The organism is Bacillus sp. JJ1474 (assembly GCF_036965225.1).
In the GTDB taxonomy this organism is placed as follows: domain Bacteria; phylum Bacillota; class Bacilli; order Bacillales; family Cytobacillaceae; genus Cytobacillus.
Genome location: NZ_JBALPC010000010.1, coordinates 49,637 through 65,574, shown reverse-complemented (window position 1 = coordinate 65,574; position 15,938 = coordinate 49,637). Strand labels below are relative to the sequence as shown.

At 39.2% G+C, this 15,938-nt stretch carries 14 protein-coding genes, 1 pseudogene and 1 other annotated feature; of the genes and pseudogenes, 2 read left to right on the top strand and 13 right to left on the bottom strand.

From position 1 onward, the window contains the following. Positions 1–110: 110 nt before the first annotated feature. From thpR to V7164_RS02195, 6 genes are all read right to left on the bottom strand, one after another. Complete coding sequence (thpR, locus tag V7164_RS02220) at positions 111–683, bottom strand: RNA 2',3'-cyclic phosphodiesterase (protein ID WP_335345159.1); 573 nt, start codon at positions 681–683, stop codon at positions 111–113. A 191-nt stretch (positions 684–874) separates the two neighbouring features. Beyond that, on the bottom strand, positions 875–1,729 hold the full coding sequence (dat, locus tag V7164_RS02215; protein WP_335345158.1) for a D-amino-acid transaminase: 855 nt from the start codon (positions 1,727–1,729) through the stop codon (positions 875–877). A 64-nt stretch (positions 1,730–1,793) separates the two neighbouring features. Continuing rightward, positions 1,794–3,209, bottom strand: coding sequence for a dipeptidase PepV (pepV, locus tag V7164_RS02210; protein ID WP_335345157.1), 1,416 nt, complete (start codon positions 3,207–3,209; stop codon positions 1,794–1,796). 93 nt (positions 3,210–3,302) lie between these two features. Continuing rightward, positions 3,303–4,496 carry an ABC transporter permease gene (locus tag V7164_RS02205; RefSeq protein ID WP_335353317.1) on the bottom strand — a complete coding sequence of 398 codons (1,194 nt, stop codon included), beginning with the start codon at positions 4,494–4,496 and terminating at the stop codon, positions 3,303–3,305. Then, positions 4,489–5,202, bottom strand: coding sequence for an ABC transporter ATP-binding protein (locus tag V7164_RS02200; protein WP_335345155.1), 714 nt, complete (start codon positions 5,200–5,202; stop codon positions 4,489–4,491). Before V7164_RS02200 ends, V7164_RS02205 begins: the two co-directional genes overlap by 8 nt. Before the next feature lie 97 nt (positions 5,203–5,299). After that, positions 5,300–6,574, bottom strand: a complete 1,275-nt coding sequence (locus V7164_RS02195) for a M48 family metallopeptidase (protein WP_335345154.1) — start codon at positions 6,572–6,574, stop codon at positions 5,300–5,302. Between the two features lie 416 nt (positions 6,575–6,990). Between V7164_RS02195 and V7164_RS02190 the strand changes: the two genes are divergently transcribed. After that, the gene (locus tag V7164_RS02190) at positions 6,991–7,212 is read left to right on the top strand and encodes a DeoR family transcriptional regulator (protein ID WP_066294579.1); all 222 of its coding nucleotides are present in this window, start codon (positions 6,991–6,993) and stop codon (positions 7,210–7,212) included. 39 nt (positions 7,213–7,251) lie between these two features. On the opposite strand, the gene V7164_RS02185 is transcribed toward V7164_RS02190, so the two are convergent. Further along, positions 7,252–7,971, bottom strand: a complete 720-nt coding sequence (locus tag V7164_RS02185; protein WP_335345153.1) for a pseudouridine synthase — start codon at positions 7,969–7,971, stop codon at positions 7,252–7,254. A gap of 15 nt (positions 7,972–7,986) precedes the next feature. After that, complete coding sequence (locus V7164_RS02180; protein ID WP_335345152.1) at positions 7,987–9,597, bottom strand: putative polysaccharide biosynthesis protein; 1,611 nt, start codon at positions 9,595–9,597, stop codon at positions 7,987–7,989. A gap of 214 nt (positions 9,598–9,811) precedes the next feature. Between V7164_RS02180 and V7164_RS02175 the strand changes: the two genes are divergently transcribed. Then, positions 9,812–11,080: an NAD(P)/FAD-dependent oxidoreductase gene (locus V7164_RS02175; protein WP_335345151.1), complete on the top strand. Its 1,269-nt coding sequence runs from the start codon at positions 9,812–9,814 to the stop codon at positions 11,078–11,080. 23 nt (positions 11,081–11,103) lie between these two features. On the opposite strand, the gene V7164_RS02170 is transcribed toward V7164_RS02175, so the two are convergent. From V7164_RS02170 to V7164_RS02150, 5 genes and pseudogenes are all read right to left on the bottom strand, one after another. Continuing rightward, positions 11,104–11,286 (bottom strand): sporulation protein Cse60, encoded by a 183-nt coding sequence (locus V7164_RS02170; RefSeq protein ID WP_335345150.1) that lies wholly within the window; start codon positions 11,284–11,286, stop codon positions 11,104–11,106. 123 nt (positions 11,287–11,409) lie between these two features. Further along, positions 11,410–12,096: a phosphoribosylaminoimidazolesuccinocarboxamide synthase gene (locus tag V7164_RS02165; protein WP_335345149.1), complete on the bottom strand. Its 687-nt coding sequence runs from the start codon at positions 12,094–12,096 to the stop codon at positions 11,410–11,412. 370 nt (positions 12,097–12,466) lie between these two features. After that, positions 12,467–12,775, bottom strand: a complete 309-nt coding sequence (locus tag V7164_RS02160; protein ID WP_438824098.1) for a rhodanese-like domain-containing protein — start codon at positions 12,773–12,775, stop codon at positions 12,467–12,469. A gap of 134 nt (positions 12,776–12,909) precedes the next feature. Continuing rightward, positions 12,910–15,330, bottom strand: coding sequence for a leucine--tRNA ligase (gene leuS, locus V7164_RS02155; protein WP_335353316.1), 2,421 nt, complete (start codon positions 15,328–15,330; stop codon positions 12,910–12,912). Between the two features lie 67 nt (positions 15,331–15,397). Beyond that, positions 15,398–15,619: a binding site (T-box leader), on the bottom strand. A 154-nt stretch (positions 15,620–15,773) separates the two neighbouring features. Then, a pseudogene (locus tag V7164_RS02150) lies at positions 15,774–15,915 on the bottom strand (SDR family oxidoreductase); the annotation flags it as partial. Between the last annotated feature and the right edge of the window lie 23 nt (positions 15,916–15,938).

Genomic DNA, 15,938 nt, shown 5'->3' with positions numbered 1-15,938 from the left:
TGCTTGTCGGGGGTGACCACAAAGGAAAGCTACTGCGAATATTCGTCGCAGGAACAATTGTCCTTTAATTGTTCCGAAGGAGCTTCCGCTTTTCTTATTGTATGCCTATTTTATTCATCCGCCAATGGAAAGCTGGCGATTCTTTCATATTTTGGTGATTTGTCTAAATGTGTTTGGTATAAAACAACTTCATTAGCTGTAAAGGATAGAGGTGAATCATTATATGGATTGTGTTCATTCAACAGGCTTGTATGAAAAGGGGAATCCCCTGTCCATTTTCTAGCCAGTGTAATATGCGGCTTAAATGGTCTTGTCTCCAATTCAAAGCCGGCTCCAGCACATGCTGAAAAAACGATATCCCGAATGGTATTCAGCCTCTCTTCCTTATATGTATCTGCCCAAAAAATTCTTGGTGAATCCTCTCTGCCAAATACACCTAGTTTATTTATTTGAAGAGTAAGAGCCTTTTGGTCTTCTAATCCCTTTTCAATTAGAACTTGTGAGGCTTGAAGCATTTCTTTTTCAGCCGACCCGAGAAACGCCAAAGTGATATGAAGATCCTCATGGTGTACCCACCGTTGAAATGGAAGATTCCTCTTTAATATCGAACATTCTTCCTTTATCTTTAGCTTTGTTGTACTTGGCAAACTGACAGCATAGAAAAAATGTGCCTGACTTCCCATTCTTATCCCTCCATTAATCAATTTCACCTTGGCGAAATTGCGCCCAGATTTTGTCGAGCTTGCTCGATAATTTCCTTTTAAAAAATCTGAGGCATCCGCCGGAGTTTGAACTCCCACTTATAGAAGAGGAAAACTTCTGCCGAATGAAGTTAAAAAAGAACCAGCATCTCATATACTGGTTCTTTCCTATTTTAAAGACTGCCACATTCCTTTTCAATGGCTTGATTAAATAGCTCTTGAATATGTTTAGTTAATGCACCCGGTGCACCATTACCTACTTTCTCTCCATCAATTTCAATAATTGGGGTGACCTCAACCGTTGTTCCTGAGATAAATGCTTCATCAGCCTTTTTCAGTTCTTCCAATGTGAAAGCTCTTACCTCAACAGGAATATCGTTGCTCCGGCAAACTTCTATAACCTTTTGTCTCGTGATCCCATTTAGAATAAGGTTATTGGCTGGATGGGTAATCACCTTTCCATCCTTAATGATGGAAACATTCGATGAGCTTCCTTCTGTTACGGTGTCCCCGCGGTGCTGGATAGCCTCAAAACAGCCTGCTTCTACAGCCTTTTGCTTTGCCATTATATTACCTAGAAGATTAAGACTTTTAATGTCACAGAGTAGCCAGCGAATGTCCTCTACCAAAATCGTTTTCACACCTGTTTTCATGTTTTCAACCGGTCTATCGACTGCTTTCGTATTTGCTACAAATGTTTGGTGAATATCAGAACTTGGAAAAGCATGACTTCTTGGAGAGATTCCTCTAGTAACCTGCATATAGATCGTACCCATTGTAAGTTGATTCTTTTCAATCAATTCAGAGAGCATATTCCTTAATTCCTCTACGGAATCGGCTATCTTCATGTTAATCTTTTTTCCGCTTTCAATCAGACGCTCTAGATGCTCTTTGGCTGTAAACATCTTCCCGTTGTAGACCCGAATGACTTCGTAAACTCCATCGCCAAATTGATACCCGCGATCCTCGATATCAATCTTGGCCTCAGTACGGTTAATAAACTCCCCATTAATGATGACATACTCCATGCTTGTCGCCTCTTCCTCATCCTAGTATTTCGTAACTTCGGAGCAATTTTAACAAATATTTTTCTTACTTGGCAAGCTCATAGATGGCCTGAGCATATATAGCAGCAGCTTTTAATATATCTTCAATATAGATATGTTCATCCTTTTGATGAGCTACATCTTCTCTCCCAGGGAATAACGGTCCAAATGCAACACCTGATTTCAAGGAACGGGCATATGTTCCGCCCCCGATGGAAAGCAACTCAGCTCCCTTGCCTGTTTGCTCTTCGTACACTTTTTTTAATGTCTGGATTAAGAAGTCATCCTCTTCCACATGGTGTGGCTTCGAATCTGTAAAATTCTCTATTGAAACATTTTCTTCCTTTAGAATGCTTTCAAGCCTATGTTTTGTTTCTTCCATTTTGTTTGTTACTGGATAGCGCAGATTTAGACCTAGCCTTCCGCCCTCGGCTTGCGTATAAACAAGCTTTCCTACGTTAATTGTTAAATCTCCTGTAATATCATCCTTATAATCGATCCCAAGCTTTTTCCCACGGGAATCCTCCCAAAAATAGGTGGATACAAATTTTAAAAATTGGTCTGCCCTGGAATCCAATTTCAATTGTGTAAGAAACTCAGCCAAATATAGACCGGCATTTTTCCCGTGGTCAGGCTCCATTCCATGAGCGGAAACTCCTTCAGTTTCCAATATTAATTCACCGTTATCTATGTAATACTTCCCTTTAAGCTCATACTGACTTAGAAAGCCGGTATATTTTTGAATAATTTCTATAGACTCATATTGTACGCCAAGAGCTGCCCGAGCAAAATCAGGGACCATATTATATCTTCTGCCTGATTGGAAGCTTAGTACCTCTACTTGAAAATCTTTTTCTTGAATCTCTACAGTTCCTTGAACTAGGTCAAAGTCAGAAATTCCCTTCTCTGCATAAATAATCGGAAAATCAGCATCCGGCGCAAATCCCATTACTGGCATTTCTTCATGTTTAAAATAATGCTCTACACAGCGCCAATCACTTTCTTCATCTGTACCTATAATCATACGTACTCGCTTATTCAACGGAAGCCTGAGCTCCTTCACAATTTTCATCGCATAATAAGCTGCCATTGTTGGCCCTTTATCATCAATTGCTCCTCTCGCATACATTTTTCCGTCATGAATTTCGGCGCCGTATGGATCGCTCGACCATCCGTCTCCTTCAGGTACAACATCGACATGGCAGAGAATCCCGACAATCTCATCCCCCTGTCCAAACTCCAAGTGACCAGCAAGGTTACCCACATTCTTAGGAGTAAACCCATCTTTTTCTCCAAGCTTCAGCATAAAATCAAGTGCTTCCTTTACCCCTTCACCTAAAGGAGCCGCCTCTGTTGAGTTTTCTTCATCTAACACACTTTTTATTTGTAAAAGTTTTTTTGTATCCTCAAGCAGAGCTTCTTTTCTGTTTTCGACTTCTTGCTGCCAATTAATAGTACTCATAGCTCTTCCTCCTTTGTTCTTTGCTAAGAAATGTATCGTTGTGCGACCTCTGATTTATTATATCTCTCTTTTAAGTGGAACACACTTGGTGAATTAACGACCAAACATCGCTGGTCTAAATCCGAATTGCATGAAAACGAAAAGCCAACAAGTAATGAATATCCCAATTAGAAGAATGGCTAAAACGAAAAAGGCTGTAACTGTCCTTTTTCTCGCAGCAAAATAATAGGTACTTTCACTGTATTTCTTGCTGATCGGATTGGATGTTGTCACCCTATCCCAAACTAATGAAAGCCATGAATACATCATAATAAGAAAGCCTATGAAAATAAGAGCTTTTATCCAAAGTGGCGGGATAATGACAATTGCTGCTGTTGTCACGGATATGATCTGTAAATATCCCCCTATATATGAATAGTTTCTAATAAAGATTTTAATAAATAGCTCTATATACCCGTTAATCTCTTTACGATTTTTAAAAATTCGTTTTGAACGGCGGAATAAAAGGGGCTTTGTTCTTTTAGAAACGATAACCGGCTTTTCTATATCATGTGAAAGCTTAAAGATTAAGTCTATATTCTTCATTTTGGCTTCATTGCCCAGGGAAATATCTTGATCGATGGATGAGACTTTTTGGATCGATCGCAAGCTTTGAAAAATGGAAATAATCATTAATAAGGCACTGCATAAATAGATTGGAAAAAGCAAACCTTTTTCCCAAAGTAAAAATATAAGTTGACTAGACCAACTTAAAAGAATGAATAATAGAATTCCAGCTGCAATCCTTTTTAGCCTTGTCTCTATTTTTCTCATTAAGAATTTTAAAAATAAAATCATGGTATTCAGTACAATAAAGAAAATGAATAGCGAAATGATCTGCTGCCAATCGAGAAAATAATGTTTTCTTAAGAATGGAAGAAAAACAAAGATGGAAACAGCTATTTGTATAACTTGTGAAAGGATTGAGTAGGCATACCCCCATTTTTTCATTCCAAGAAAGATTGGCTGATTTTTTATTAAAAATACTTTGTCTGCTTCCTGTACGAACGTACGAATGTTTCCGCTCCATGAAAATAAATAAAGGACAAAGAACAGCAAGAATAATGGAATGTTTGCAATCCACGCAGGCGGTTCCAGCCACCATGTACGGTACATCATCAAAAAGATGGCACTAGCCGGGATAATTAAGTAAAGGATGATTGTCCAATCGGCAATCGAACGGATCACACCATATTGATATTTCCACCCTCTAACTAACCGATCTGCAAATATGTTCCAGCTATTCATCTTCATGGCCTTCCGCAATTAAATGAAAGCAATCATAGAGTGAACCATTAGGTAGATGACATTGAGTTCTAATTTCATCTAAAGTCCCGGCTGCTTTAAGCTCTCCCTTATGGACAATTAAAAAACGGTCACATACCTTTTCTGCTGTATCCAAAACATGAGTAGACATAAGAATACCTGCTCCTCTTTCACGTTCACGCTGAATCGATTCAAGAAAAAGCTTCATTGCATTTGGATCCAATCCAATAAAAGGCTCATCAATGATATATATATCTGGATTAGTAATCATGGATAATATCAGCATCGCCTTCTGCTGCATTCCTTTGGAGTATTTACCTGGAAACTCATGTGCATGCTCAGCCAGTTTATATTGCACTAGCAATTCCTTTGCCTGGTCTTTATAGTTTTTATCACTTAACCCTTCCGCTGATGCAATAAAGTCTAAATGCTCCCATAAAGTGAGCTCATCATAAAAGATAGGCCTTTCCGGAATATAAGAATATTTAGCTTCGGGCTGGAAGGTTACCTCTCCCTTTATATTTTCTAGTAAGCCAAGAATGGTCTTAATAGTTGTACTCTTCCCTGCCCCATTTGGACCAATCAGCCCAATAAGTTCTCCTGTTCCAACTTCAAATTGTATATTATGTATAATTGCTTGATCCTTTTCATAGCCTGCCTGTTTAATATCTACATTTAATAGGTTCATTCCTTCTCCTCCCATTTCTTTAGTACGAATCCATAATGGAAAAAGTTTCTTATGAACAAAATAAAAACTGCTCTCCAACTGAAGAGCAGTTTCCACTTTATTGTTTTAATAATTTGATCAAGTCTTCATTGCCAAAATCAACTGCATAATCATAGGCTGTATAGCCCTCTGAATCCTGATAACTAGGATCTGCTCCATTTTGTAAAAGCAGCTCTGCCATTGCAACATCATCATTGTATACTGCATTAATAAGCGGGCTAGATTCATAAGTATCAATGGAATTAGGGTCTGCCCCATGTTCTAGGAGCAATTCAGCCGCTTCCAGGCTCCCATTGTACACAGCCCATTGTAGTGCCGTTGAACCTTCTAAATCTTGTGCGTCAATTTCTACGCCATCTGATAATAAAGACTGAATGGTTTCTGTATCATTTTCACTGGCTGCATTCATGAGAGGGGTAGCCCCTTCAATTCCCGATGTAATTTCAGACCAAAAATCCATTTTCTCTATTGCTTTCATTCCGACAAAAATGCCTGCTGACAAAATGACAACAGCTACTCCTGCACCAATAATACCAAACCAAACCTTCCCCTTAGGCTCCTTCAATTCAAATGTTGAATCCTCGGAAAAAAATCGGGACAAAGCATAGATTCTCTTCGGCAAATGAGGGTGTGTGGATAATTTCTCATTCAGCCAGACAAAAAATCCATGTTCGGTTTGAAGCTGTTCCATATAGGCTTGCTTATTGACCTTTGGATATAATTCCTTGCCGATCGCAAGCATCGTTAAGGCATCCTTTGCCGCATCGAACGACTCAATGTAAAATGCTGCATAACGATCACACGTATATTCACAAGCCCTTAAATAGGCATTGCCGAGAAACGGAACCCACATCGCTGGCAAAAGTAGAAAGCTTATGATTACATGCTTCCTTTTTAAATGGGCAAATTCATGTGCAAGGACAAATAATACTTCCTTTTCAGCATTTCTTTCTATTAATTCGAATATTCCGGAGTAAAGAACGACCATATTTTTTCTAAAGAAACGGGTTGCGAAGGCATTTAAGACTCCTTCTGATTCTATGACATAAATATCAGGCATCACTGTAAGCCCTATATCCTTTGCAGTCATTTCAGCCTTTTCATAAAGATCAGGAAACTGATTCCTGCTGATTTTCACACCGTTCCGTCTAATGCCGCCCATCATAATTCCATGGAGTACAACCGATAGGAAAATAATAACGATAATAAAAATAATTCCAACAACCGAAAACGCTAAAAAGATATACGCGAGAATACTAAATAAAGCAACAAAGGCAAAATATACATTTTCTTTAGGAAACACCAATTGATCCCGCAAAGATTGTTCTTGCAAATGCCTTCCATCCTTTCAATTTTATTTAGGACAGAGGTTCCTTGTCCCACCAGCTCAAATACGTAACCCTAACCAAGTTTGATTATATAAAAATTCATTCAAACAGGATACGGGAAGTTTATCCCATTTCGAATTTTCCAAACATAGGACAACTCAAAGATCCATATGTTTAATTAAGAAATTCAGAGAGGGGCGGTTTTATTAATCTTTCGTAAATTCTGCAATAAAGTAGAAATTATCAAAAAATAGGGGTACAATGATTGTAAAGGATGATATTTTGGAAAAAAACTGAAATTAGAAAAGGAGATGGCTGCGGAAAAGAAAACTACATTTGCTTGAAGGACATGTTTCTTCAAACGAAGCTGTCGGTTGCAGGTAATTGCCATTGGTTTGAAAAAAGGATAGGGAGTGGTTCTTTGAAACCTTCAACTAACCGGATGTTAAACCGTATCAAATCCGTCTACATGTTTATTAATAAGCGCGGAACTGTAACAACTCAAGAGCTTGTAGAGGAATTTGGTATTACTCCTCGCACCATTCAAAGAGATCTAAATGTTCTTGTTTATAACGACCTTGTCAAAAGTCCAACTCGAGGAAAATGGACAACGACCAAACGAAAAGTAAAAATATCATCCTAATATAATGCACATAAAAAAAATCGCCTGTCGTGGCGATTTTTATTTGGCTTCATATTCCATTAACTGCGTAATTTCCTCATCCGTTAATTCCCGGTATTCTCCAAGCTCCAATGTTACATCTAGCTTGAGCGGCCCCATGGAGAGCCTTTGTAAATACATAACCCGCTTCCCCACAGCTTCAAACATCCTTTTTACTTGATGAAATTTCCCTTCAGTAATCGTAAGCTCAATATCGGAAGTCATTCCAGATTTAAGTATTTTTAGGTCCCCAGGTTTCGTTTGGTATCCGTCATCAAGGATGACACCCCTTTTAAAAGCAGCAACGTCCTCTTCCGTTACTTCACTATTAATAACAGCAAAATAAGTTTTCGGGACATGCTTTTTAGGCGAAAGAAGGCGATGGGCCAACTGGCCATCATTTGTTAACAGCAGAAGTCCCTCTGTATCTTTATCGAGACGCCCGACCGGAAAAGGCGAGAATACGAGATCCTCCATTTCTAACAAATCTAAAACCGTTTCATGCTCAGAATCTTCGGTTGCCGAGATGACGCCTTGAGGCTTATTCAGCATTAAATAAATGAATTCCTTGTATTCTACAACTTCTCCGTTTATCGTTACTGTATCTTTATCTGGATCAACATGTTGTTTAGGGTCCTTCACTTTTTGATCATTTACCTCAACAACCCCATCTTTAAGCAGCTTCTTAACATCCTTTCTGCTTCCGTAGCCTAAATTGGCTAGCATTTTATCTATGCGCATTTAAGTAGCCCCCTATTATGAACGCAGTCTTAATTTTTTCATGACACGATCGACCTTTTGGCCAAATAAGAAATACACTAATCTTGTTTTAAAGCTTAAATAGAAGTAAATACCAGCACCAATTGCTGCACAAATAAGGACGATGATTAAAGCCTGAAAACTGGATGCAGGAGATAAGAAGAGTGTAAGAATCTTATACGCAATTCCTGTGCCTAAGAACATGAATAACGTAAATAGGACTATTAAAAGCCCTCTTCTTAACACAAGTTTAAATGGGTACTTCGCATATGTTTTAATAACAAATAAATTAATTAATATAGCAGCTGCATAGCCAATAGCTGTTGCGAGAACAGCTCCATTTGTTTCTAATACCTTAATAAGCGGAATATTTAAGCTCAATTTTATCAGTAAACCGACGAGCAAACTTAATACAGTATAGCGCTGCTCATTTATTCCTTGTAAAATCGCCGCTGTTACTAGGTAATATGCAAATAATATCGCTACAGGTGCGTAAGCCCTTAACACTTCTGTACCTAATTCCTTATGATCATAAAATAGTGTAAAAATCGGCTCTGCAAGTAAAGAGAGACCAACAACCGCCGGAAGTGTTAAAAATAATAAAACCTGAAAAGCCTGATTTAATTGATGATTTAAACTGGATCGATCCTCTTCCACAAATGCTTTTGTAATGCTAGGCACCAATGTTAACGAAAAGGCTGTAGCTAAAGATACCGGAATAATGACAAGCTTATGCGTTTGGAATGTTAATACGGCAAAAGCTGTAACTGCTTCATCCTTTAATCCAATCGAGGCCATCGCTCTATCAAAGGTCAGCTGATCAATAAACTGAAAAAGCGGATTTGCAATTCCGACAAAAACGAAAGGTGCTGCATAAACGATGATTTCCTTATACATTTCCTTTAGAGAAATTTCCATTGTACCTTTATCATTCAAGAGCAGCTCATCTAAATAAGGTCTCCGTTTATACCAGTACCATAATAAACTGGCTAATCCTCCAATAGCGCCAATAAAGGCCGCAAAGGTTGCTACACTAACCGCGGTAACAAGACTTCCCTTCATGATATGTAAAACGATATACGCACCTACAAGTACGAAAGTAATTCGAACAATCTGTTCAATGACTTGTGATAAAGCAGAAGGTCCCATTGACTGATGCCCCTGAAAGAAGCCTCGGATGAGACTCATAATAGGAACAAGAATAAGTGCGAAGCTCACTGCTCGAATGACAGTTGCCCCGTTCTCAGCAGTGACAGACTCATTATGGGGGCTAATTTCTGCTATCAATGGAGCTAATAGATACAATGCTATAAAGGCGATAAGCCCCGTTCCCATCATGACAAGCAAACCGGATTTAAAAAGCTTTCTGCCAACAGCATATTCTTCTAAAGCATTATATTTTGAAATAAATTTTGAAACTGCTAACGGTACCCCGGCAGTAGCAATACTAATAAATATCGTATAAGGAATGTATGCAAAGGTATAAAGGGCATTCCCTTCATCCCCAACTATATGATAAAACGGTATGACGTAAAATAACCCCAGTACCTTTGAAATAATCGTGCCAAGGGTTAAGATAAAGGTCCCCCTTAAAAGCTTAGATGACATAAATTATTATCCCTTCCTTTAAAAGAAAAAGCGCAAAACGAAATTTGCACACTATTTGTAGTTTACTCTTCTTTAAGAAGGATTGCTACCTAGAGATAGTTTATGGCAATAATTTTTTCGCAAATAAGTCCCAATTGTTGTAGGGTTATGAAACTACCCACATTTCGTATATAATGAATAAGATTTTAAGACTGAAGGCTAAGTTGGTGAATAAATGAAATATAATGTAATTGTGATTGGCGGCGGGCCATCCGGTTTAATGGCTGCGATTGGGGCTGCTGAGCAGAAAGCTAGAGTGCTGCTTATCGATAAAGGGGACAAGCTTGGCAGAAAGCTTGCCATTTCAGGCGGCGGTAGATGCAATGTGACGAACAGGCTGCCGATTGATGAAATTATTAAACATATTCCGGGGAATGGACGATTTTTATACAGTGCCTTTTCTCTTTTTAGCAACGAGGATATTATTAAGTTTTTCGAGAATCTGGGCATTAAGCTAAAGGAAGAGGATCACGGTCGGATGTTTCCTGTGACAGACAAGGCACAATCGGTTGTGGATGCTTTACTTTCAAAACTGAGCGAACTAAAAGTAGATATTAAAACAAACAGTCCTGTTAAAAATGTCCATTATTCAGATGGTTCCGTAAAGGCGGTTGAGCTAAGAAGCGGAGAAATCTTCGAGGCGGAAGCAGTTGTGATGGCAGTCGGAGGAAAATCTGTGCCCCATACAGGTTCAACTGGAGACGGATATGCGTGGGCTGAAAAGGCGGGGCATACGATTACTGAGTTATTTCCGACAGAGGTCCCTGTTACTTCGGCAGAGCCATTTATTAAGGACAAATCTCTGCAAGGACTTTCTCTTCGCAGCGTTGCATTAAGTGTGTTAAATCCTAAAGGAAAAGCATTAATTACTCATAAAATGGATATGATTTTCACTCACTTTGGCGTTAGCGGGCCTGCGGTTCTTAGATGCAGTCAATTCGTTGTAAAAGCAATGAAGAAATGGAATTTGAAAGAAGTCACCATGAGTATTGATGCCCTTTCTGATAAAAAGGAAGAACCTTTATATCAGGAAATCTTGTTAGGAATTAAGTCTGAACCGAAAAAAAGCATCAAAAATTTATTAAAAGGGCTGCTGCCGGAAAGGTATCTGCTTTTCTTACTTGAGAAAAGCGGGATTGACCCTTCAGCACAGGGAGCTAATATTTCCAATGAAAAAGTAAGAACCTTTGTGAAGAACTGTAAAATGTTTCAGTTTACCGTCAATGGAACCCTTCCGCTTGAAAAAGCTTTTGTGACCGGAGGTGGAGTTTCAGTAAAAGAGGTTGATCCGAAGACAATGGCTTCTAAACTAATGACAGGATTGTTCTTTTGCGGGGAAATTCTTGACATCCACGGCTATACAGGGGGATATAATATTACTTCTGCACTTGTAACAGGAAGGCTAGCAGGTGTTAATGCGGCTCTTACTGCAAATTCCCTCTAATGAAATTAGAGCCTGAGATTCTATCAGGCTCTATAAATAATCATCGCTGAAAAACAATAAATCTGCTCATCTTCATCCTCATGTACGGCGGCTACATTGTATTTTATATCCATTAGCTTTTTTTCTTCTATCTTTTCTAAAAAACGGTTCATTTCAAGCTCCAGATCCTTCTCATGCTCGTGGTCAAATAATTTCACTTTAATCATAAGGGGCCTATCCTTTCTGCTTTTTTATCATTATTGACGGAATAATCTGTTTTTAAAACTGAATAATGGGCATAAGAAAAAGCGGCTAACTTTATGCCAGCCACTTTTACTAAATAAAATCTATTATTTTTCTAACATTAATTTTTCTAATTCCAGCGGTTCAATATAGTTGCCATTTTTATAAGCCCTCATATTTCCACCTGAAATTTCATCGATTAAAACGATTTGTTTGTCTTCGCCGACTCTGCCAAATTCAAATTTAATATCATATAATTCAATGTCTTTTTTCTCAAGCTCATCTTTTACCACTTGTCCGATTTGCTTTGTTAAGTCCTTTAGTACGGAATATTCAGCTTTCGAAAGGACTCCCAGCATATCAAGTGCATCCTCGCTGATTGGCGGGTCCTGTCGGTCATCATCCTTAATCGTTACTTCTACAAACGCATCAAGGGCTTGTCCCTCCTCAGCGTACATCCCGTAGCGACGAAGAAAGCTTCCGACTGCCTTATAGCGGCAAATGACTTCAAGGCCGTTGCCAAAAACGGTAGCAGGCTTCACTGTCATCGTAGCCTCTTCAATGTTTGCATCAATATAATGAGTGGGAATTCCCTTTTCCTTTAAAATTTCAAAAAAGAATTTAGTCAGGCTTAATCCCGCACGACCTGCACCCTCCAGTGTTAAACCTACCGTATTGGCACCTGGATCAAATACTCCATTTTCTCCTGTTACATCATCTTTAAACTTTAATAAATAATTTCCGTCCTCTAGTGCATATACATCTTTTGTTTTGCCTTTATAAATAGGTTTCACTGTTAGTCCTCCTTAAAGCTTCTGTACGTCTTTAACTATAAGTTATTCTTAAAAAAGGAATCAACATTTATTTTTCAAAAAAAACAATTCACTCCCCGTATTCAGAAGTGAACTCGCTCTATCGCAGGTTTTAGACAATGCAAGGAAATGTTTAGAAATCCAAGTTTCTTGGACAGCTTTTTGGAAAAACTACGAAACTTGTCCAGTAACTCGGGTTTCTTGGACAGCTTTACGGAAAAACTCCGAAACCTGTCCAGTAACTCGGGTTTCTTGGACAGCTTTCCAGAAATACCGCGAAACCTGTCCAGTAAATCACTTTTGTTGGACAGGTTTTCTGAATATCACCTAAACCTGTCCAGTAAGTTGCGTTTTATTTAAATTCAACCTCACCTGTCCAGTCCAGCATGCCGCCAACCATGTTGCGGACTTTGTAGCCTTGGTCCTGCATGTAATGGCATACATTTTGACTGCGATTTCCTGACCGGCAAATAAAGATGTATTCCTTTTCTTTATCAAAATAGTCCAAGTTTTCTGGAATTGTCATCATTCGAATATGTTTGGCTCCCGGAATCATCCCTTGAGCCACTTCTTCATCTTCTCTAACATCAATAAGCTCTAGCTTCTCACCGGCTTGCAGCTTCTTATCCAATTCTTCCGTAGTAATAATCTCGATACTCATCAAAAACTCCCTTTCTTCCACAACCTTAAGTTTTTCCCCTATGCTAATATTAAAAAACATCCTCCGAAAAGGCAATCGGAGGACGTAAAATTATTATTTAGAAACTTAGAGAAGGCCATGCACAATATTCCTTTTTAATTGGCTACTATGTTGACAAGTTTTCCTGGAACAGCGATGACTTTACGAATAGTTTTTCCATCGATTTGCTCTTTTACTGTTTGGTCATCCATAGCGATTTTTTCAAGTGCATCCTTTTGGGCATCTGATGGGACAAGTAATTTCGCTTTTACTTTTCCATTGATTTGGATAACAATTTCTACTTCATCATCGACTAGTTTTGCTTCATCGAATGCTGGCCAAGCTTCGTAAGCGATCGTTTCACTATGGCCAAGCTTTCTCCATAGCTCTTCAGCAATATGAGGAGTAATAGGTGAAAGCAATTTCACAAAGCCCTCCATGAAATGTTTAGGAAGAACTGTTGTTGTTTTATAAGCTTCATTAATAAATACCATCATTTGAGAAATAGCAGTATTGAAGCGTAAACCTTCATAGTCCTCTGTTACCTTTTTCACTGTTTGGTGATATACCTTTTCAAGTTTGCTTGCTTCATCACTCTCTTGAATTTTCGGATTTAGACTTCCGTTTTCTTCAATGAACAAGCGCCATATACGGTCAAGGAATCTTCTGGATCCGTCAAGACCATTTGTAGACCAAGCAATGGATGCATCAAGCGGTCCCATAAACATTTCATATAATCGAAGCGTATCTGCCCCGTGACTTTCAATAATGTCATCAGGATTGACAACATTACCTTTTGATTTACTCATTTTTTCATTGCCTTCTCCAAGAATCATTCCCTGATTAAATAGCTTTTGGAACGGTTCCTTCGTATGAACAACACCGATATCATACAGAACTTTATGCCAGAAACGAGCATATAGAAGGTGAAGAACGGCATGCTCTGCCCCACCGATGTAAATATCAACTGGAAGCCATTCCTTCAGTTTATCTGCATCCGCAAGCGCTTCACTGTTGTGTGGATCAATGTAGCGCAGGTAATACCAGCAGCTGCCTGCCCATTGCGGCATCGTGTTTGTTTCTCTGCGGCCTTTTTTGCCTGTTACTGGGTCCACCACATTTACCCACTCTTCAATATTGGCGAGCGGTGACTCACCCGTTCCAGACGGCTTTATTTCAGTTGTTTTTGGAAGAATTAATGGCAGTTGGTCTTCAGGTACAGCTGAACTCGTGCCATCTTCCCAATGAATAATTGGAATCGGCTCCCCCCAATAGCGTTGGCGGCTAAACAACCAATCTCGAAGGCGATAAGTGATCTTTTTCGTGCCAAGTCCTTTTTCTTCAAGCCAAGCAATCATCTTACCGATAGCTTCTTCTTTATTCATTCCATTTAAGAAATCGGAATTTACATGCTCGCCATCGCCACCATAAGCTTCTTTTTCAACATTTCCACCAGCAACAACTTCAACAATTGGCAAGTCAAATTGTTTTGCAAATTCATGGTCACGCTCGTCATGAGCAGGTACAGCCATAATAGCACCGGTTCCATAACTCGCTAATACGTAATCGGCAATCCAGATCGGCATCTTTTCGCCATTTGCCGGGTTTATTGCGTAGGCGCCTGTGAAAACACCTGTCTTTTCTTTTGCTAAATCAGTTCTTTCCAAATCGCTTTTCATTTTAACTTTATCTAAATAGCCTTGAACTGCAGCACGCTGCTCTTCAGTCGTAATTTTGTCGACTAAATCATGCTCCGGAGCAAGTACTGCATAGGTTGCACCAAAAAGTGTATCAGGACGAGTCGTAAATACTTTGAATGTTCCTTCATGGCCTTCAATTTGGAAGGTTACTTCTGCCCCTTCTGAACGGCCGATCCAGTTACGCTGCATATCTTTAAGGCTTTCAGGCCAATCTAGTAAATCAAGATCCTCAAGCAAACGATCTGCATAGGCAGTTATTTTTAATACCCATTGTCTCATTGGTCTGCGCTCAACCGGGTGGCCGCCACGCTCACTTTTTCCATCAATAACTTCTTCGTTCGCTAAAACTGTTCCAAGTGCTGGGCACCAGTTCACTGCTACTTCATCAATATAAGCAAGACCTTTTTCATATAGCTTTAAGAAAATCCATTGTGTCCATTTATAATACTCAGGATCAGTCGTATTCACTTCACGATCCCAATCATAAGAGAATCCTAGTGCTTTAATTTGACGGCGGAATGTATTAATATTCTTTGCCGTAAATTCAGCTGGATCGTTCCCTGTATCTAATGCGTACTGCTCGGCAGGAAGACCGAATGCATCCCAGCCCATTGGATGAAGCACATTATAACCCTGCATTCGCTTCATACGGGAAAGGATATCCGTTGCCGTATATCCTTCTGGATGTCCGACATGAAGTCCAGCTCCAGATGGATATGGAAACATATCAAGTGCGAAAAATTTGCGCTTTCCTTTATCTTCACTCGTCTTAAATGTTTTATTTTCTTCCCAGACCGTTTGCCACTTTTTCTCAATCTCTTGATGATTGAAACTCATCACATGTTCCTCCTAAATGAAAATTATAGAATATTTCGAAAAAAATCAAAAAAACCTCCCATCCCAATTAAGGGACGAGAGGATTATGTATAATCTCCCGCGGTACCACCCACATTAGTGACATAGTCACTCGCTTCATTCATCCTTAACGCGGAGTACGGCAAGCATTACTATTCCTTCACACTTGCTGCTCAAAGGCGAGTTCATGGTTTACCCGGCTGACTTGCACCACCCGTCAACTCTCTACAATCAGGTTCAATCCACTACTAATCCTTTTCTTAGCATATAAATATATTAGTGCTATTGTATAAAATTTCCCGCCAAGATGCAAGCGGGCTCATCTTGACAGGAAATTTAATATGTAGCATATGCGGGAAATAAGATTATGTGAATGAATTTTTAAAAAATTTTAAAGGGACATCTCACAGCTGTCCCCTCAAAATCTATTGAACTGTATATCCCCCATCAATCAGATGGCCTGCCCTGTCACTCCGTTTGCAGATTCACTTGCAAGGAATATGCATAATCCGCAATCTCATCAACAGACAAAAGCCTTTTTTGAGGGATTAATGAAAAAATAACTTCCGATTGGAATATTTAATAATGCG